General features: G+C 68.8%; 16 protein-coding genes, 1 pseudogene and 1 riboswitch. Of the genes and pseudogenes, 13 read left to right on the top strand and 4 right to left on the bottom strand.

Annotated features, from left to right (window positions below):
* The 4 genes from ybaK (at position 1) to AC1MFI_RS09665 (ending at position 3,194) form a co-directional block, all read left to right on the top strand.
* The gene (gene ybaK, locus AC1MFI_RS09680) at positions 1-495 is read left to right on the top strand and encodes a Cys-tRNA(Pro) deacylase (protein WP_479816467.1); all 495 of its coding nucleotides are present in this window, start codon (positions 1-3) and stop codon (positions 493-495) included.
* 32 nt (positions 496-527) lie between these two features.
* Complete coding sequence (locus AC1MFI_RS09675; protein ID WP_479816466.1) at positions 528-950, top strand: GNAT family N-acetyltransferase; 423 nt, start codon at positions 528-530, stop codon at positions 948-950.
* A 131-nt stretch (positions 951-1,081) separates the two neighbouring features.
* Positions 1,082-1,195, top strand: a riboswitch (SAM riboswitch).
* 36 nt (positions 1,196-1,231) lie between these two features.
* Positions 1,232-1,843, top strand: a complete 612-nt coding sequence (locus tag AC1MFI_RS09670) for an AmiS/UreI family transporter (protein ID WP_479816465.1) — start codon at positions 1,232-1,234, stop codon at positions 1,841-1,843.
* An 82-nt stretch (positions 1,844-1,925) separates the two neighbouring features.
* Positions 1,926-3,194 (top strand): acyl-CoA dehydrogenase family protein, encoded by a 1,269-nt coding sequence (locus tag AC1MFI_RS09665; protein WP_479816464.1) that lies wholly within the window; start codon positions 1,926-1,928, stop codon positions 3,192-3,194.
* A 71-nt stretch (positions 3,195-3,265) separates the two neighbouring features.
* Here AC1MFI_RS09665 and AC1MFI_RS09660 read toward each other — a convergent pair whose 3' ends face one another.
* Entirely contained in the window at positions 3,266-4,102 is an 837-nt protein-coding gene (locus AC1MFI_RS09660; protein WP_479816463.1) for a PhzF family phenazine biosynthesis protein, read from the bottom strand.
* A 36-nt stretch (positions 4,103-4,138) separates the two neighbouring features.
* Positions 4,139-5,593 carry an APC family permease gene (locus AC1MFI_RS09655; protein ID WP_479816462.1) on the bottom strand — a complete coding sequence of 485 codons (1,455 nt, stop codon included), beginning with the start codon at positions 5,591-5,593 and terminating at the stop codon, positions 4,139-4,141.
* Positions 5,594-5,845: 252 nt separating this feature from the next.
* Here AC1MFI_RS09655 and AC1MFI_RS09650 point away from each other — a divergent pair, with 252 nt between their 5' ends.
* The 7 genes and pseudogenes from AC1MFI_RS09650 to AC1MFI_RS09620 all read left to right on the top strand — a co-directional run bounded on the left by AC1MFI_RS09650 (position 5,846) and on the right by AC1MFI_RS09620 (position 14,689).
* Positions 5,846-6,292: a VOC family protein gene (locus AC1MFI_RS09650; RefSeq protein ID WP_479816461.1), complete on the top strand. Its 447-nt coding sequence runs from the start codon at positions 5,846-5,848 to the stop codon at positions 6,290-6,292.
* 45 nt (positions 6,293-6,337) lie between these two features.
* Complete coding sequence (locus AC1MFI_RS09645) at positions 6,338-6,985, top strand: maleylpyruvate isomerase family mycothiol-dependent enzyme (RefSeq protein ID WP_479816460.1); 648 nt, start codon at positions 6,338-6,340, stop codon at positions 6,983-6,985.
* Positions 6,986-7,361: 376 nt separating this feature from the next.
* Complete coding sequence (locus tag AC1MFI_RS09640; RefSeq protein WP_479816458.1) at positions 7,362-9,425, top strand: beta-galactosidase; 2,064 nt, start codon at positions 7,362-7,364, stop codon at positions 9,423-9,425.
* Positions 9,412-10,341 (top strand): carbohydrate ABC transporter permease, encoded by a 930-nt coding sequence (locus tag AC1MFI_RS09635; protein ID WP_479816457.1) that lies wholly within the window; start codon positions 9,412-9,414, stop codon positions 10,339-10,341. The genes AC1MFI_RS09640 and AC1MFI_RS09635 overlap by 14 nt, the downstream gene beginning before the upstream one ends.
* A gap of 95 nt (positions 10,342-10,436) precedes the next feature.
* Entirely contained in the window at positions 10,437-11,270 is an 834-nt protein-coding gene (locus AC1MFI_RS09630; RefSeq protein ID WP_479820837.1) for a carbohydrate ABC transporter permease, read from the top strand.
* Positions 11,271-11,349: 79 nt separating this feature from the next.
* Positions 11,350-12,685, top strand: a pseudogene (locus AC1MFI_RS09625) (ABC transporter substrate-binding protein).
* Positions 12,686-12,790: 105 nt separating this feature from the next.
* Positions 12,791-14,689, top strand: a complete 1,899-nt coding sequence (locus AC1MFI_RS09620) for an amylosucrase (RefSeq protein ID WP_479816455.1) — start codon at positions 12,791-12,793, stop codon at positions 14,687-14,689.
* A 12-nt stretch (positions 14,690-14,701) separates the two neighbouring features.
* Here the strand turns inward: AC1MFI_RS09620 and AC1MFI_RS09615 are convergent, their stop codons facing one another.
* A complete protein-coding gene (locus AC1MFI_RS09615; protein ID WP_479816453.1) occupies positions 14,702-15,520 on the bottom strand; it encodes a shikimate 5-dehydrogenase in 819 nt (272 codons plus the stop codon).
* Between the two features lie 144 nt (positions 15,521-15,664).
* Here AC1MFI_RS09615 and AC1MFI_RS09610 point away from each other — a divergent pair, with 144 nt between their 5' ends.
* Positions 15,665-16,804, top strand: a complete 1,140-nt coding sequence (locus tag AC1MFI_RS09610) for a glutamate--cysteine ligase (RefSeq protein WP_479816452.1) — start codon at positions 15,665-15,667, stop codon at positions 16,802-16,804.
* A gap of 61 nt (positions 16,805-16,865) precedes the next feature.
* The gene (locus AC1MFI_RS09605) at positions 16,866-17,147 is read left to right on the top strand and encodes a hypothetical protein (protein ID WP_479816451.1); all 282 of its coding nucleotides are present in this window, start codon (positions 16,866-16,868) and stop codon (positions 17,145-17,147) included.
* 81 nt (positions 17,148-17,228) lie between these two features.
* On the opposite strand, the gene AC1MFI_RS09600 is transcribed toward AC1MFI_RS09605, so the two are convergent.
* Positions 17,229-17,474: a hypothetical protein gene (locus tag AC1MFI_RS09600; RefSeq protein WP_479816450.1), complete on the bottom strand. Its 246-nt coding sequence runs from the start codon at positions 17,472-17,474 to the stop codon at positions 17,229-17,231.
* Between the last annotated feature and the right edge of the window lie 107 nt (positions 17,475-17,581).

Raw genomic sequence — 17,581 nt, 5'->3', positions numbered from 1 at the left:
GTGGGCAGGAAACCCACAGGATCCCGCAGCACCCCCGCGCTCGCCGCCCTCTCGGCAGCCGGAATCCCGTTCACCGCCCGGCCCTACCAGCACCAGGACGGCGTCTCGAGCTATGGGCTGGAGGCCGCCGCCGCGCTGGGAGTGGCACCCGCGCGGGTCTTCAAGACGCTCATGACCAGCGTCGACGGTTCGCTCGTGGCCGCCGTCGTCCCGGTCAGCGGAACCCTGGACCTGAAGGCCCTGGCGGCCGCGCTCGGCGGAAGGAAGGCGACGATGGCCGATCCCGCCGTCGCCCAGCGGAAGACCGGGTACGTCCTGGGCGGCATCTCCCCGATCGGGCAGCGCCGGCCCTCCCCCGTGGTTCTCGACGCGACCGCCCTCGACCACCCCACGGTCTTCGTGTCCGGAGGCCTGCGAGGGCTGGACATCGAGCTGGCGCCCGGTGACCTGATCACCGCCACGAAGGCACTGACGGCTCCTATCGCCGCACCGTAGGGCAGTCGGGGCCAGCGGCTAGGGTGGGCGAGGTGGACATCATCGCCGGGCAGATCCCGCCCCTTGCGGAAGCGCTCGCCCTGTACGAATCGGTCGGGTGGACCGCCTACACCCGCGATCCCGACAGGCTACGGCGCAGCCTTGCCGGATCACACCTCGTTCTTGTCGCGCGGGACGAGGACGGCAGCCTCCTCGGCCTCGCACGCACCGTCTCGGACGGAGAGTCCATCTGCTACGTCCAGGACATCCTCGTGCACCCCGGGGCGCAGCGCCGTGGGGTCGGCCGTGCCCTGATGCACGAGGTCCGTTCGCGCTACGGCCACTGCATGTTCGTGGCACTCAGTACCGACGCGGACGGTTCCGAGGACGGGGCGCGGTCGCACCCGTTCTATCGTTCGCTGGGCTTCCAGGCCCACCCCGACCTCGGACTGGCGGCCTTCGGCTACCGGCCGTGACCTGACCTCCGCGTCGCCCGCTGCCGGGTCCGACAACGGAAGGTCGTTGGGCGTCACCGGGCGTCACTGGGCGTTATCCGCCGTCGCATCCCTGTCCCCGGCCCCCTGGACCACCTAGTGTGGGCACCACAGATCAAGAGTCCCGACGCGAAGCCCTGGCTCGTCGGGCGGCAACCCCCTCCGTGGTGGGGTGCCCCAGGTGAGGATCAGGCCCCGTACGGACCGCTTCGGGGCAAGCACGGCGCGTACCTGCGGGTCCGCGTCCCGTCGATGGGACACCCATGTCGTACATCTGCCTCCTGCTCTCCGGTGCAGCCCTCCTGATCAACGGCCTCACTCTCCTGGGCCGGGTGACGCCACGCGATTCCGGTTTCTTCAACCTCGCCATCGGCACACTGCAACTGGTCGTCGCGCTGCTCATCGCGTCGGCCGGTGGGCCCGGCACCGCCGGTTCGGCCGGCGGGATCGTCCTCTTCGGACTCACCTACCTGTACGTGGGCCTGAGCTCGGTGGCCGGCCTCGGATCCGCCGGCGTCGGCTGGTTCTGCGGGTTCGTCGCCGTGCTGGCCCTCGTCTTCGCCGGCACGTCGGCCGGCAGCGATCCCCTCAGTTCGGTGCTGTGGCTCAGCTGGGCGGTGCTCTGGGCGCTCTTCTTCCTGTTGCTCGCCCGCGGCGCAGCCCGTCTCACCCGGATCACGGGCTGGAGCGCGATCCTCGTGGGGACGGCCAGCACGGTGATCCCGGCGGTCCTCGGCCTGAACGGTGCCTGGCCGAGCGGTGGGTCCTCGGTCATCGCGGCCGCCGCGGCGCTGGGGGTCCTGTTCGTCGCGGCCGCAGCGATCAGTACGCGTCCCGCACCCGCCGTCGTACCCCGCGTCCCGGTCTCCGCCTGATACTCCACCGTTCCGCCCACCTGCGCCCTCCACCTGTCCTCTCCGTCCCCATCCGTCGCCATCCCTCCCGGAAAGGTCCATCATGACCACCCTGACGCACACTCCTCCTACCGCCGACGCGGACTACGAACTCCTGGCCGCCCGCTTCCGTCCCCTCTTCGCGAGGATCGCCGAGGGCGCCTCCCGCCGGGAACGCGACCACGAGCTGCCCCGACCGGAGATCCGGTCACTCATCGAGGCCGGCTTCGGCGCCCTCAGGGTGCCGGTGGCCGACGGCGGCTTCGGAGCATCCCTGCCCCAGCTGTTCCGGCTGCTCACCGAGCTCGCAGCTGCGGACTCCAACATCCCGCAGGCCCTGCGCGCACACTTCGCCTTCGTGGAGGACCGCCTCGTCTCGACCGGACGGCAGCGCGAGACGTGGCTCAAGCGCTTCGTGGACGGCGAGACGGTCGGCAACTCGTGGACGGAGGTGGGCGGTGTGACGATCGGCGACGTCATCACGAAGGTCAGCCCGGACCCGGACAGGAACGACGGCGGCTTCCGCATCACCGGCACCAAGTACTACTCGACCGGCAGCATCTTCGCGGACTGGATCGACACCTTCGCCCAGCGCACCGACAACGGGGTGAAGGTGATCGCCGTGGTCAGCACCCACCAGCCCGGCGTCACGCACGCGGACGACTGGGACGGCTTCGGCCAGCAGACAACCGGCTCAGGGACGTCGACCTTCGACGGGGCAGGGGTGGACGCCGAGAACGTGATCGACTTCGACACGCGGTTCAAGTACCAGACGGCGTTCTACCAGGCGGTGCTGCTCGCCGTGCTCGCCGGCACCATCACGGCCGCGGAACGGGACGTCGCTCAGGAGGTACGGAACCGCACGCGCATCTTCAGCCACGGCAATGCGTCGTCGTTCGCGGCCGACCCGCAGATCCTGCAGGTCATCGGCGAGGTGTCCGCGGCAGCGTACGCGGCCGACGCGACGGTAGAGCGGGCTGCGAGGGCCCTGCAGCATGCGTACGAGGGCGCTTTCCTCGACGACGAGGTCGAGGACGAGCGGCGCAACGACGTCGCCGAGCTCGAGACCGCGAAGGCCCAGGTGATCCTGTCGGCGCTCGCCACCCGGGCGACGTCGGACGTCTTCAACGCGCTCGCGGCGTCCGGGGTCAGTACGGCGAAGAACTTCGACCGTCACTGGCGGAACGCACGTACCGCCGCAAACCACAATCCGTGGGTCTTCAAGGCGAGGATCATCGGTGACCACTCGGTCAACGGTGCGGTGCCCCCGCGGGTCTGGTCCATCGGATCCGCGCCGAAGGCGGCGGCGCCGGGGGCCTCGACCGGGGGCTGACCGCCGGGAACCGGACGGCGCGTGCTCGTAGTCCTGCACGCAGGCGCCCGCCGGCGATCCTGTGCGCCCACCTAGTCGGGGATCCGGACCGCTCCGCCGGAGACCGTCATGCCACCGCTCTCGGGTATGAGCACCGTGATGACCGACGGGCGCCCGACGTCGGCCCCCTGGTGCACGGTGAGGGTGGCCGGCGGCGTGACCTCGCCCCGCGCACGCAGGTAGGCGCCGAGAGACGCCGCGGCCGAGCCCGTGGCGGGATCCTCGCGCACCCCGCCGGGCGGGAAGGGGTTGCGCGCTTCGAAGACATCCCGACCGAGCCGGTGCACGACGGCGATCGTCGCGCCCCACCCCCGCTCGGACATCAGGTGCTTCAGCCCCTCGTAGTCGTAGTCGAGGCTCCGCAGGACGGCGGCGTCGCGCACGGGCACGATCGGATGGATGTTGCCGGCGAAGGACAGCATCACGGGCAGGTCCGCCGACACCTCCTCCTCGCCGAGGCGGAGGTGCCGCAGGAGCTCCGCGCGGACGTCGTCGCCGATGCCGTCGACCCACGGCTCGACCGTGACGAGGGAGGCGACGACGCGATCGCCCACCCGCTCGGTCCTGAGCTCGAGCGGACCCACCGGCGTCGACAGGGCCAGCGTCCCGACTCCCCCGCGCTCGGCGAGCGCGACGCCGGTGGCGATCGTCGCATGGCCGCAGAACGGGATCTCGGCCTCGGGCGCGAAGTAGCGGACAGTCGCACCACCCGGGGAGCGGCGGGAGAGGAAGGCGCTCTCCGCGTACCCGAGCCGGGCTGCGATGGACTGCATCTCGTGCGGCGTCAGGCCGTCGGAGTCGAGCACCACTCCGGCAGGGTTTCCACCCTCGGCGCGGTCCGTGAACGCTGCGTAGCGAAGAATCTCCATGTGGGCGATGCTATAGCGTCCCTGCGCAGGGCTCGGTCAGCCGTCCATCGCCGTCAGGTCCCCGGCGCGGGTGTTGGTCCTCCGGTTGATCAGCCAGGTGACGAACCACAGGACCACGCCGATCACCATCAGGCCGCCTGCGATCTGGTACTGGACGGCGTCGCGCCCCACCCACGGCCCGGCGAGGAATGCGCACAGCACCGCGGCCACGATGGGGAGCGGCCCGGGGGATGTGAAGAAGACCTTGCGGTTGACGTCCCGCTTGCGTCGCAGCACCACGCAGGCGACGTTCACCACGGTGAAGACGCACAGGAGCAGGAAGGCCGTGGTGCCCGAGAGGTTGGCCACGATGTTGCTCTCCGGATCGCTGGTCACATAGAGGATCAGGCCGAGGGCGAGGATCGTCGAGAAGGCGATGCCGGCCCAGGGAGTGCAGCGCACCGGGAGGACCTTGCCGAGCGGACGGGGCAGGACGCCCTGCCGGGCCATGCCGTAGATCAACCGGCTCGCCATCAGCATGTTGATCAGTGCGGTGTTCGCGACGGCGAAGACGGCCAGGAACGGGAAGATCCTGTCGATCGGGAAATCGGGTGACCCCTTGTGCACCACTTCGAGCAGGGCTGCACCCTCGGCCTCCCTGATGCCCTCCAGCTCCGTAGGGCTCAGCACCGTGACCACCGAGATCGCGACCAGCATGTAGAAGATCACGGCGATCCCGAGGCCGGTGAGCATGGTGCGCGGGAAGATGCGCTCGGGGTTCCGGGTCTCCTCGACCATGTTCACGGAGTCCTCGAAGCCCACCATGGCGAAGAACGCGATCGAGGTCGCGGCGGTCACCGCGAGGAACATGCCCTTGTCCTGGTAGTCCGTGAACACGAAGACCTGGCCCACGTTGCCGTCGCCCTGCGCCATCACGAAGAAGCCGACGCCGATCACGATGCACAGTGCCGCCACCTCGACGAGCGTCAGCACCACGTTGAACTTCACGCTCTCGCCGACACCGCGCAGGTTGATGACGGCCAGCAGCAGCATGAAGCCGAGCGCGACGGCGGTGATCACGCCCTGCCCCGGCATGTCCATCCAGCCGTTGACCTCCAGCCCGCCGAAGAGGTTCTGGGCCAGGACGTTGGCGGACGTGGCGGCGCTGGTGATGCCGGAGCAGACGACGGCGAACGCCACCAGGAAGGTGACGAAGTGGATGCCGAACGCCTTGTGGGTGTAGAGGGCGGCACCGGCCGCCTGCGGATACTGCGTCACGAGTTCGAGGTACGAGAACGCGGTCATCGTCGCCACGATGAAGGCCAGCAGGAACGGGAGCCACACCAGCCCGCCGACCGTCCCGGCCATGGTCCCGGTGACGGCGTACACGCCTGCACCCAGGATGTCGCCGACGATGAACAGGAGGAGCAGCTTCGGTCCGAGGACCCGCTTGAGCTCCGGTTCGCCGGTGCTCGCGGGTGCGTCGGATACGTGCTCCGCAGAAGTACTCATGATCGGCCTCCCCTAGGTTTTCCACCTCACTGTCGTCTCCTTCAGCCTTCTTAGCAAGGGGTAGGGGGCACAATCCCAGCAGTGGCGCCGGCGGACTCCGCCCGTCGTCGGGCACGGCAGCCGGACACCTCTTCGCCGCCTCGGTTCCGGCCTACCGATGATTTCCCGGTCGGCCCACCGTCTAAGAGGTACAGGAGCCCATCCGGGGCACCTTCCGGATCCGCAGCAGCATCCACGAACAGGAGAACGGCCATGGCCACGAACGTCTTCATCAACCTCCCCGTCCGCGACCTCGCGAAGTCCAAGGAGTTCTACACCAGCTTCGGCTGGACGCTGAACCCGAACTTCTCCAACGACGACGCCGGCGCCATCACCATCAGCGACACCATCCACGTGATGATCCTGACCCACCAGCACTGGTCCCGGTTCACCGACAAGCCCGTGGCCGACACCGCATCCACCTCCGCCGTCATCAACGCGATCGGCGTCGATGCATCGGACGACGTGGACGCGCTGGTCGGACGGGCCGTCGCCGCCGGCGCCGTCGAGGGCACGTCCCAGGAGCTGGGCTTCATGCGCTCACGCTCTTTCTCCGATCCGGACGGGCACACCTGGGAGATCATGTGGATGGACCCCATCGCCCGGACCGGCGATTGGGAAGCCGTCCAGGCCAAGTACGGTGAGCAGCAGCCGGCCTGATCGCCGCGGCCCCGATCGGGGACCACCACCACCGAAGGAATGCGCATGGCTGCAACGGGCACCGGAATCCTCTGGGAGTTGGCTCATACGGAGCGCGCTGCCCTCGCCCGGGACCTCGCCACCCTCTCGCCCGAGGAGTGGCGGGGTCCCACACTGTGCGGTGAGTGGAACGTCGAAGAGGTCACCGCACACCTCTCGGCCGCCGCATCCGTGAACCGGTGGCGGTGGATCCGGAGCATGATGTTCGCCGGCTTCCGCCCCCATCTGCACAACCGGCGCCGGCTGGCGGAGTGCAGGGGCGCGTCCCCTGCCGAAACGCTCGCCCTCTTCCGGAGCGTCGTCGACCTGTCGACAGCGCCGTCGTCCGATGTTCCCGCCTACCTCGGGGAGGTCGTGGTGCATGCCCAGGACATCCGCCGTCCGCTCGGTATCCCGACACGGCCGAGCATCGAGGCGCTCCTGCCCGTGGCCGAGTTCTTCATGGCGAAGGACTTCACGGTGCCGAGTCGGCGCAATGCCGCGGGCCTGCGGCTGGAGGCGACCGATGCTTCCTTCGCCGCCGGCGCGGGGCCCGGCGTGCGCGGCGACCTCCTCGCCCTCGTCATGTCCCTGGCCGGGCGACCAGCCTACCTCGAGGATCTCGACGGGCCCGGAGTGGCCCTGCTGCGGAAGCGCCTCTCCTCCGGACGCTGACTGGATCCTGGTGGCCGCCGCCGGTCTCGGCCGCCCGGTTCGGCGCACCTGCTCCGCCGCCCCGGCGTCCTGACCTCCTCGCTGCGGCGTCGTGCACGCGCCGGGGCGGTGACCGTGCGCGTCGCGGCCGGACACGCCGCTCACCAGGCCCGATCCGCTCGAAAGCGGGCGCGACGCCGCGCAGCAGTACGGGACGGGCGTGCGGGACAAGCGGTCGCTCCCGTTCACAGCCGGTGTGACCGGGAATACTCTGGGAACGTTCACAGATACTCGATGGGGAGCGAAGCCGCCCAGTTCTGGGAGCGTTCACACAACGCAGGCAATCTCTCCATCCGCAGCGGCCGGAAACCCGGTACCGCACCATGGAGGAGCAGGCTTGGCACGCACAACCACTGTCGCAGGACTGTCCGACGGGCAGCTCGTCTACGGGTGTGACTACAACCCGGAGCAGTGGGACGCAGCCGTCTGGCACGAGGATGTCCGGCTGATGAAGGAGGCCGGCGTCAACCTCGTGGCCGTGAACATCTTCGGCTGGGCGGAACTGGAACCCGAACAGGGATCCTTCCGCTTCGAGAACCTGGACGCCGTGATGGACCTCCTGGCCGAGAACGGCATCGGCGTCAACCTCGGCACCGGAACGTCCTCCACCCCCGCCTGGCTGACCACGGCGTACCCGGAGATCCTCCCCCGCACGGCTGACGGCACCGCCCGCTGGCCCGGTGGACGCCAGGCCTTCTGCCCCAGCTCCCCCGTCTACCGGCAGCATGCCCTGGCGCTGGTCGAGCAGGTCTCGGCGCGTTACGGCAGCCACCCCGCCCTCCGCCTGTGGCACGTCTCGAACGAGCTCGGCTGCCACAACGCGCTCTGCTACTGCGATGTCTCCGCCGAGGCCTTCCGCCACTGGCTCCGCTCCCGCTACGGAACGCTGGACACGCTCAACGCCGCCTGGGGTACCGCCTTCTGGAGCCAGCGCTACTCGGCGTGGGAGCAGGTGCTGCCGCCCAGGCTCACCCTCTCGGCCACCAACCCCACGCAGACGCTCGACTTCGGCCGTTTCAGCTCGGACGAGCTGCTCGCGCACTACAAGGCCGAGGAAGCCGTCCTCCGGCGCAACAGCGGGGTTCCGGTGACCACCAACTTCATGGTCGCCGCGCACATCCGCAACCAGGACTACTGGACGTGGGCACCGGAGATGGATGTGATCGCCAACGACCACTACCTCGACCACCGCCTCCCGGCCCCACTCGCCGAGCTGGCCTTCGCCGCCGACACCACGCGCGGACTGGCGCAGGGCGAGCCCTGGCTGCTCATGGAGCACTCCACCGGCGCCGTGAACTGGCAGCCCCGCAATATCGCCAAGGGGCCGGGAGAAATGCTCCGGAACTCCCTCACGCACCTCGCCCGGGGCGCGGACGGCCTCTGCTTCTTCCAGTGGCGGGCCTCGCTGCAGGGCAGCGAGAAATTCCACTCCGCCATGATCCCGCACGCCGGCACGGATTCGCGGATCTGGCGCGACGTCGTCGAACTCGGTGCCTCGCTCGGGAAGCTGCGCGAGCTCGCCGGCACCACGGTGCACGCCGACGTGGCACTCGTGTTCAGCTGGGAGGCCTGGTGGGCGCATGACCAGGAGTCCCACCCCTCCGGGGACGTCCGCTACATCGAGCAGGTCCACGCCGCCTACAAGGCACTGTGGGACGCCGGCATCACCGTCGACGTCGTCGCACCGGGCGCGGACCTCTCCGCCTACAAGCTCGTGGTGGTCCCGAATCTCTACCTGATCCGTGACGAGCACGCCGCCGTGATCGAGGCCTTCGTCGAGAACGGCGGATCCGCGTTCATCACCTTCTTCAGCGGGATCGTCGACGAGAACGAACGGGTGCGGCCCGGAGGCTATCCCGGCGCCTTCCGGGAACTCCTCGGAATCCGCTCCGAGGAGTTCTTCCCGCTGGATCCCGCGCACCCCCTGGTCCTGGACAACGGCTCGCCCGCCTCGCTGTGGTCCGAAGTACTCCACCTCACCACGGCCGATGCCGTGCTCCGCTTCGCGACGGGCCACCGTGCGGGCGGTCCCGCCGTCACCCGCAACGGCTTCGGCGCGGGCGAGGCATGGTACGTGGGCACGGTGCTCGACGGCTCCGTGCTCAAGGACCTGCTGCTGCGGGCCGCCGTCGCCGCCGGGATCGCAGTGCCCGACACGGAGCCCGGCCTCGAGTCCGTCACGCGGCGCGGCAGCGGCCACGACTACGTCTTCCTCATCAACCACTCCACGGAGGACCGCAAGCACCGGGTCAGCGGTCTGGAACTGCTGACCGCGGAGGCCGTGGCCGACGTCGTCGTCGTTCCCGCCGGCGCAGTCCGCGTCGTTCGCACCACCCCAGGAAATCCCGACACCGACGGCTCCGCCCGGAGCCGAAAGGACGCAGGCAATGACAGTCATTAGCACTCCGGCGGGGGCCCCGAAGGCGCCTCCTGCCACGAGGAAGAACCGATCGTCGGGGACGCAGCGCCGGGCCGTGGCACTGTTCATCGCTCCCTTCGCTCTCCTGTTCCTCGCCTTCTACGCGATCCCGATCGTCTACGCCGTCGTGCAGTCGCTCCTCACCGTCGAGCGGGAGGGCACCTTCGGCAAGCCCCGCCAGGTCTTCGGCGGCCTCGTCCAGTACGAGCAGGTCTTCCAGAACACGGCGTTCTGGGAGTCCGTGGGACGCGTGCTGCTGTTCGGCGTGGTGCAGGTCCCGATCATGCTCGGCCTCGCCCTGCTGTTCGCGCTCCTGCTGGATTCCCCGCTGCTCAAGGGCAAGAAGTTCTTCCGGCTCGCATTCTTCGCCCCCTACGCCGTTCCCGGCGTCATCGCCGCGATCATGTGGGGCTTCCTGTACTCACCGTCCCTCTCGCCCTTCGGCGCCGTGACTTCGAACGTCGACTTCCTCGGCGGCAACCTCGTCCTGTGGGCCATCGCGAACATCGTGACCTGGGTGTACGTCGGCTACAACATGCTGATCATCTACGCGTCGCTCCTCGCCATCCCCACCGAGATCTACGAGGCGGCCCGCCTCGACGGCGCCAGCAACCTGCAGATCGCCTGGCGCATCAAGATCCCCCTGGTGATCCCCGCCATCATCCTCACGGCGGTCTTCTCGATCATCGGTACGCTCCAGCTCCTGGCCGAACCGCAGACTCTGCGCAGCTTCAGCTCGGCCATCAACAGCACGTTCACCCCGAACCTCGCGGTCTACACCACCGCGTCGGTACCGAACTACAACCTCGCCGCGGCGTTCTCCGTGGTCCTCGCGCTCGCCACGTTCATCCTCTCCTTCATCTTCCTGAAGTCCACCCAGCGGAAGGTCTCCCAGTGACGGCAGCCCCAGCCACCGCCTCCAAGCGACAGCGCGGAGCGGGTTCGACGGCGAACAACGCCGGCGACCGCGCCCGCGGACCCCGGCAGAGCATCATGTCCCGCAGCGCGGCGATGCTCATCATGGGCGTCTTCACCCTCTACTTCCTGACCCCCATCTGGTGGCTGCTGACCACGTCCACGAAGACGGGTGGCGAGATCACCTCGACGGCCCCCCTGTGGTTCACGGCGGACTCCTTCGGGACGTTCTTCCGCAACCTCGGGCGCCTCTTCTCCTACGGGGACGGCCTCTTCGGCCGGTGGCTGCTGAACTCGGCCCTCTATGCGGGCGTGGGTGCCCTGATCGGCACGATCATCGCCGCCATATGCGGCTACGCGCTCGCCAAGTACGAGTTCCGGGGACGCGAGGCGATCTTCAACGTCGTGCTCAGCGGCGTCCTGGTCCCCGCCACGGCCCTGGCCCTGCCCCTGTTCCTGATCTTCAGCCAGGTGGAGCTGACCAACACCATGTGGGCCGTGTTCCTGCCGAGCCTCGTCAGCCCCTTCGGCGTGTACCTGGCGCGGATCTACGCCGCGGCCAGCGTTCCCGGTGAACTGCTCGAGGCCGCGCGCCTCGACGGCTCGGGCGAGATCCGGACGTTCTTCACGGTGTCCACGCGCCTCATGGCTCCGGCCCTCGTGACGATCTTCCTCTTCCAGTTCGTCGCGATCTGGAACAACTTCTTCCTGCCCCTGATCATGCTCCGCGACCAGGCGCTCTTCCCCGTGACCCTCGGCCTGTACGCCTGGAACAGCCAGATCAGCCAGATCCCCGAGCTGCGGTCGCTCGTCATCGTCGGGGCGCTCGTCTCGATCGTCCCGCTGATCATCGCCTTCCTCGCGCTCCAGCGCTTCTGGAGCAGTGGCCTCGGCGCCGGCGGCGTCAAGTGACCCCCTCGAATCCTCCGACCAGCACCACAGGTGTGGGAGCGTCCGCCCCCGCACCGCACTACCACCGATAGGAAAGACAATGCGCGCGCATTACGGAAAAGTCACCGCGGCCTTTGCCATGATCTCTGCGCTGGCTCTCTCCGGCTGTTCAGCCGGAGAGAGCCAGCTCTGAAGCGGGAGCAGGAGCAGCCGCCTGTGAACCATCCGACGGGCCCGTCGAGCTGAACTTCACGACATGGGTCCCGGGGATGGACAAGGTCGTCGAGCTGTGGAACGAGAAGAACCCGGACATCCAGGTCACGGTGCAGACCGGGCCGAACGGCAACTCGGGCACGTACCAGAACTTCTTCAACCAGATCCAGGCCGGCAATGCACCCGACCTCGGCCAGATCGAGTACGACGCCCTGCCGAACTTCCGGGTCCAGGACGGGCTCGAGAACATCGCCGGGTGCGAGGGCGTGGCCGATGCACAGGACCAGTTCGTGGACTGGACCTGGGGACAGGTGACCTTCGGCGAGGAGGACTCGGTCTACGCGATCCCGCAGGACAGCGGCCCCATGGCGATGTACTACCGTGCCGACCTCTTCGAGCAGGCCGGCATCGAGGTTCCCACCACCTGGGAGGAGTATGCCGCGGCAGCGGAGCAGATCAAGGCCCAGGGCTCGTACATCACCAACTTCCCGAAGTCCGACGTGAACTGGTTCGCAGGCATGGTCTGGCAGAACGGCGGCCAGTGGTTCGCGAACGACGGCGAGAGCTGGGACGTTAACCTGACCGGACCCGAGTCCGAGGAGGTCGCCACCTACTGGCAGGACCTGCTGTCCAAGGACCTCGTCTCCACGCTGCCCTCGTTCTCGGACGAGTGGAACGCATCCTTCAACGAGGGCCAGCAGTGGACCTGGGTCTCCGCCGTGTGGGGCGCAACGACTCTGTCCTCCGGGGCACCGGACACGGCCGGCAAGTGGGCCGTCGCTCCGATGCCGCAGTGGGAGGACGGCGGCGAGACCGCCGGCAACTGGGGCGGGTCCTCCACCGCGGTCCTCAAGGGCTCCGAGCACCCGGCCGAAGCGGCGGAGTTCGCCCTGTGGCTCAACACCGATCCGGAGGCCCTCGCCCTCGCCAACGAACTCGGCGGCCTGTACCCGGCCGCGAAGTCCGCAACCGACCTCGAGGCCTTCGCGGGCGGCGTCGACTACTACGGCGGACAGAAGATCTACGAGGTCTTCGCGGATGCCTCCTCGAACGTGAACCCCGACTTCACCTGGGGCCCTACGATGACGCAGACCTACACCGATGTCTCGGACGGGTTCGGCGCGGCCATCAGCGGCACCGGCACCCTGCTGGACGCCCTCGAGAACGGCCAGCAGAAGACCATCGACTCCCTGAAGTCCCAGTCCATCCCCGTGTCCGAGTAGCCCGATCCGCGGCGTCCAGCCGCCCCTCATGAAGCGCCGCGGCCGCACGGGCCGCGGCGCTTCGTGTGCCGGGCCTTGCCGACCCGACTGGAATAGGCTTGCCGCATGGATTCCGTGCACGCCCTGACCGAAGACAACATCCGCATCGAGCTCCGGTCCGCGCGCCTGGGCACGACACCGGACGCGGACTGGGAATCCTTCGAGGCACGCTTCGATGCCGAGTTCCCGCGCCTGCAGTCGCTGTTCCACCGCATCTACGGTCCGGAGGCCGACGACGAGCTCGTCAGGGTGGTGCTGGACGCCGCGGCCTCGTGGCAGGAGCGGCCCGCGGACCTGAAGGCGCTCGACGCCTCCCGGGCGATGGCCCCCGAGTGGTATTCCTCGAACCGGATGCTCGGCGGCGTCTGCTACGTGGACCTGTACGCGGGGAACTTCGCCGGGCTGCGCGAGCGGATCCCGTCCTTCCGGGAGCTCGGCCTGACCTACCTGCACCTGATGCCGTTGTTCCTCGCGCCGGCGGAGAACTCCGACGGCGGGTATGCCGTCTCGAGCTACCGCCACGTGGACCCTGCACTGGGCACCATGGACGAGCTCGCGGACCTCGCCCGTGAGCTGCGCGAGAACGGCATAGCTCTCGTGGTCGACTTCATCTTCAACCACACCTCCAACGAGCACGACTGGGCGCGCAGGGCGATCGCCGGGGATCCCGACTACGAGGGCTTCTACTGGATCTACCCGGATCGGGACATGCCCGACGCCTACGAGCGGACCGTCCGCGAGATCTTCCCCGACGACCATCCGGGCTCCTTCGTGCAGCTCGAGGACGGCCGGTGGATCTGGGCCACGTTCCACTCGTTCCAGTGGGACCTCAACTACCGGAACCCTCGGGTGTTCCGGGCCATGGCCGGGGAGATGCTGTACCTCGCGAACCAGGGCGTGGACATCGTCCGCATGGACGCCGTCGCCTTCATCTGGAAGCAGCTCGGCACCGCCTGCGAGAGCCTGCCCGAAGCGCACCTGCTGCTGCAGGCCTTCAACGCGGTATGCCGGCTCGCGGCTCCTTCGCTGCTGTTCAAGTCCGAGGCGATCGTCCACCCGGACGAGGTGGTGCAGTACATCGACCGGAACGAGTGCCAGCTCAGCTACAACCCCCTGCAGATGGCGCTGATCTGGAACTCGCTGGCCACCCGGGACGTCTCCCTGCTCGCCCAGGCCCTGGAGCGCCGGCACGAGATCCCCGAAGGCACCGCCTGGGTCAACTACGTGCGCAGCCACGACGACATCGGCTGGACCTTCTCCGACGAGGACGCCGCCGAGCTCGGCATCGACGGTTCCGACCACCGCAGGTTCCTCAACGCCTTCTTCGTCAACCGCTTCCCGGGAAGCTTCGCCCGCGGCGTCCCCTTCCAGGACAACCCCCGCACCGGGGACTGCCGCATCTCCGGGACCACCGCGTCCCTGGCCGGGTTGGAGGCCGGCGACGGCGCCGCCGTCGCCCGGATCCTCCTCGCCCACTCGATCATCCTCAGCACAGGCGGCATCCCGCTGCTCTACCTCGGCGACGAGGTCGGCCAGCTCAACGACTACTCCTACCTCTCCGACCCGGCCAAGGCCGGCGACAGCCGGTGGGTGGGAAGGCCCGCCTACCCCGCCGACCGCTACGCGGACAGGCAGGATCCGGCGACGGACGCAGGAAAGGTCTTCGCCGGGCTGACCCGCCTCATCGACGTGCGGAAACGGACGCCCGAGTTCGCCGGCGGCCGGCTGATCCCCTTCCACACGAACAATCCGCACGTCCTGGGCTACCAGCGCCCCGGCCTGCTCGACGGCGAGGACTCCACGGTCGTCGTCCTCGCCAACGCCGCCGACACCCCGCAGCACGTCAGCGCCGGGACACTCTCCGGACTGCCGTCGTCGTCACTCGAACTGATCAGCGGGCAGCACAGCCTCCTGGCAGCAGGCATCACCCTCGAACCCCACGGCGTGCGCTGGTACCGGGTGTAGGCGGGGACGTCCCTACACCTGCCGGCGCGAGAACTCCCCGGCCGCCCGGACCTGCTCCGGCGTCGGCCGGACGCCGGTGTAGAGCACGAACTGCTCCTCGGCCTGGAGCGCGACGACCTCGGCTCCCGTGATCACCGGCTTCCCTGCCGCCCGCGCGGCGAGGATCAGCGGGGTCTCCGACGGCGAGGCGACGACGTCGAACACCACCCCGGCGGCGTCGATCGCGGCCTGCGGGAACGCCAGGGTATCGGCGTCGGGCCCCGCCATGCCGAGAGGCGTCACATTGAGGAGCAGATCCGCCGTCAGCTCCCCGACGTCCCGCTGCCAGCCGAAGCCGTAGAGCCCGGCGAGCGCCCGGCCCGTGTGCTCGTTGCGCGCCACGACGGTCACCCGTGTGAAGCCCGCATCGCGCAGCGCCGCGAGCACGGCCTTGGCCATGCCGCCGGAACCCTGCACGAGCACGGAATGCGTCGTGGGCACGGCGTGCTCCCGGAGGAGACGCTCCACTGCCAGGTAGTCCGTGTTGTAGGCCGTGAGCACCCCGTCGTCGTTGACGATGGTGTTGACGGAGTCGATGGCCTTCGCCGAGGGATCCAGGGAGTCCACGAGCGCGATCACCTCCTCCTTGAACGGCATCGAGACGGCGCAGCCCCGGATCCCGAGACCCCGCAGGCCGGCGACGGCCGACGGCAGGTCCGTGGTGGTGAAGGCCTTGTAGATGAAGTTCAGGCCCAACTCCTCGTAGAGATAGTTGTGGAAGCGCGTCCCGATGTTGCTGGGGCGCGCGGCCAGGGAGATGCAGAGGGTCATGTCTTTGTTCAGGATGGGCACGCGACCATTCTTCCAGCAGCGCGCTCCCCCCGTCCTGACCGTCCGCCCCCGGTCGACGCTGAGGCACTAACATTGGGACGAGTCTCTTCCGCGACGGCGCGTTGCCGAGGCACCACCATCCCGCACCGTTCCAGGAGCAAGCCCTTGAAGATCGACTTTGCGCAGTCAGCCCAGTCCACGCTCGGCGTCGAGTGGGAGCTCGCGCTCGTGGACCGCTACAACGGGGAACTCGTCCCCGTGGCCAGCGAGGTGCTCCGCGGGGTCAGCAGGAACCACCCCGAACTGCAGGACGACGACGAGCACCCCCACATCAAGCAGGAGCTCCTGCTCAACACCGTCGAACTCGTCACGGGCATCTGCACCACGGTCGAGGAGGCGAAGGAGGACCTGTCCCGCTCCCTCGCCGCGGTGCGCGAGGTCACCGATCCGATGGGCGTGGAGCTCTTCTGTGCCGGTTCGCACCCCTTCAGCGCCCCGCGTGCCCAGCAGGTCACCGACAAGGAGCGCTACGCGAAGCTGATCGACCGCACGCAGTGGTGGGGCCGGCAGATGGTCATCTACGGTGTCCACGTCCACGTGGGCCTCGACTCCCGGGAGAAGGCCCTGCCGGTGGTGGACGGCCTGACCAACTACTTCCCGCACTTCCAGGCACTCTCGGCGTCGTCACCGTTCTGGGGCGGCGAGGACACCGGATACGCCTCGCAGCGTGCCCTCATGTTCCAGCAGCTACCCACCGCCGGGCTGCCGTTCCACTTCGACGACTGGGCGGCGTACGAGTCCTATGTACAGGACATGTTCACCACAGGGGTGATCGACGCCGTCAGCGAGATCCGGTGGGACATCCGTCCGGTCGGCAATCTCGGCACCGTGGAGATGCGGGTGTGCGACGGGCTCTCGACCCTGCAGGACGTCGGGGCGATCGCCGCCCTCACGCAGTGCCTCGTCCACGAGTTCTCGCAGACGCTCGATGCCGGCGGGAGCATCCCCACCATGCAGCCGTGGCACATCCAGGAGAACAAGTGGAGGGCCGCCCGCTACGGTCTCGACGCCATCATCATCCTCGACGCGAAGGGCAACGAGCAGCTCGTCACCGAGCACCTCGTCGAAGTCCTCGACCGCCTCGAGCCGATCGCGGCGAAGCTCGGCTGCAGCAGCGAGCTCGCGGACGTGGAGGGTATCCTGCGGCGCGGCGCCGGGTACCAGCGCCAGCGGCGGATCGCGGACGAGAACGACGGCGACCTCCGAGCCGTGGTCCTCGACATGGTGCAGCAGCTGCGCGCCTAGCCGGTACCGCATCCCCTTAGACTCGAGGAGATTCATCAACGCGCTCGTGAGGAGTTGGACAGTGGCAGACAGCAGCAGACTGGACCCGGAGAAGGCTTTCCCGGACGACCTGAGCTCCGTGGACAGGGATGACCTGGACATCCTGAACAGCAGGAACCACCGCTCACGTGACCGGCAGTACATCCAGCACCACGAGGTCGATGCCGAGACCGAGGGGCAGCACCACGAACTGCGGGAGGAGCTGGATCGACGCCAGGCCGTCCGGGACGCCCCGGACACCGCTGAGGAACGAGCCGAGGAACGGGCCGACGAGACGGCCGAGAGGTCGGTCAGCGGGTCCTGACCCGCGGTCGGACGAAAGCCCTCCCGCTGCAGGCGTCAGCCGACGGCTAGCGTGCCGCCGGCGCCCCGCTGTCGGTCCTCCCTAGCGGGAGCCGCCCGTGAAGCGGTCGTCCGTGGTCGGGTTGTCGGCGGGTGAGTCCTCGAGTCCGAGGTTACCGGCGAGCGTTTCCACGGAGGGGTCGGCGTCCGGGACCGTCTGGTTGGAGATGAGGTCCACCTCGTCCGCCGCGGTCAGTGGCCCGTCCTGGATCTGGCCGACGTCCGTCGGGTCGATCCCCTCGGTGCTGCCCAGGTCCTTCAGGTGATGTTCTTCGGTCGGCTGGTCCATGCCTACGAGCGTAGGCCGCCGGACGCTCCCCCCGCAGTCGCCCGATGCGCTGCCCACCCGCCCTTGCACGTGCCGCGGGCGCGGTGTACCGGCCGGCAGCGCATGCA

This window comes from Arthrobacter sp. BC5, assembly GCF_056680255.1.
The sequence above is the reverse complement of the archived record's forward strand: the minus strand, read 5'-3'. Positions and strand labels throughout refer to the sequence as shown.

Coding starts and splice junctions, on each gene's coding strand:
- AC1MFI_RS09650 (WP_479816461.1), top strand. CDS start 5,846: ATGGCCACGAACGTCTTCATCAACCTCCCCGTCCGCGACCTCGCGAAG.
- AC1MFI_RS09670 (WP_479816465.1), top strand. CDS start 1,232: ATGTCGTACATCTGCCTCCTGCTCTCCGGTGCAGCCCTCCTGATCAAC.
- AC1MFI_RS09655 (WP_479816462.1), bottom strand. CDS start 5,593: ATGAGTACTTCTGCGGAGCACGTATCCGACGCACCCGCGAGCACCGGC.
- AC1MFI_RS09665 (WP_479816464.1), top strand. CDS start 1,926: ATGACCACCCTGACGCACACTCCTCCTACCGCCGACGCGGACTACGAA.
- AC1MFI_RS09620 (WP_479816455.1), top strand. CDS start 12,791: ATGGATTCCGTGCACGCCCTGACCGAAGACAACATCCGCATCGAGCTC.
- AC1MFI_RS09630 (WP_479820837.1), top strand. CDS start 10,437: ATGTCCCGCAGCGCGGCGATGCTCATCATGGGCGTCTTCACCCTCTAC.
- AC1MFI_RS09660 (WP_479816463.1), bottom strand. CDS start 4,102: ATGGAGATTCTTCGCTACGCAGCGTTCACGGACCGCGCCGAGGGTGGA.
- AC1MFI_RS09600 (WP_479816450.1), bottom strand. CDS start 17,474: ATGGACCAGCCGACCGAAGAACATCACCTGAAGGACCTGGGCAGCACC.
- AC1MFI_RS09635 (WP_479816457.1), top strand. CDS start 9,412: ATGACAGTCATTAGCACTCCGGCGGGGGCCCCGAAGGCGCCTCCTGCC.
- AC1MFI_RS09645 (WP_479816460.1), top strand. CDS start 6,338: ATGGCTGCAACGGGCACCGGAATCCTCTGGGAGTTGGCTCATACGGAG.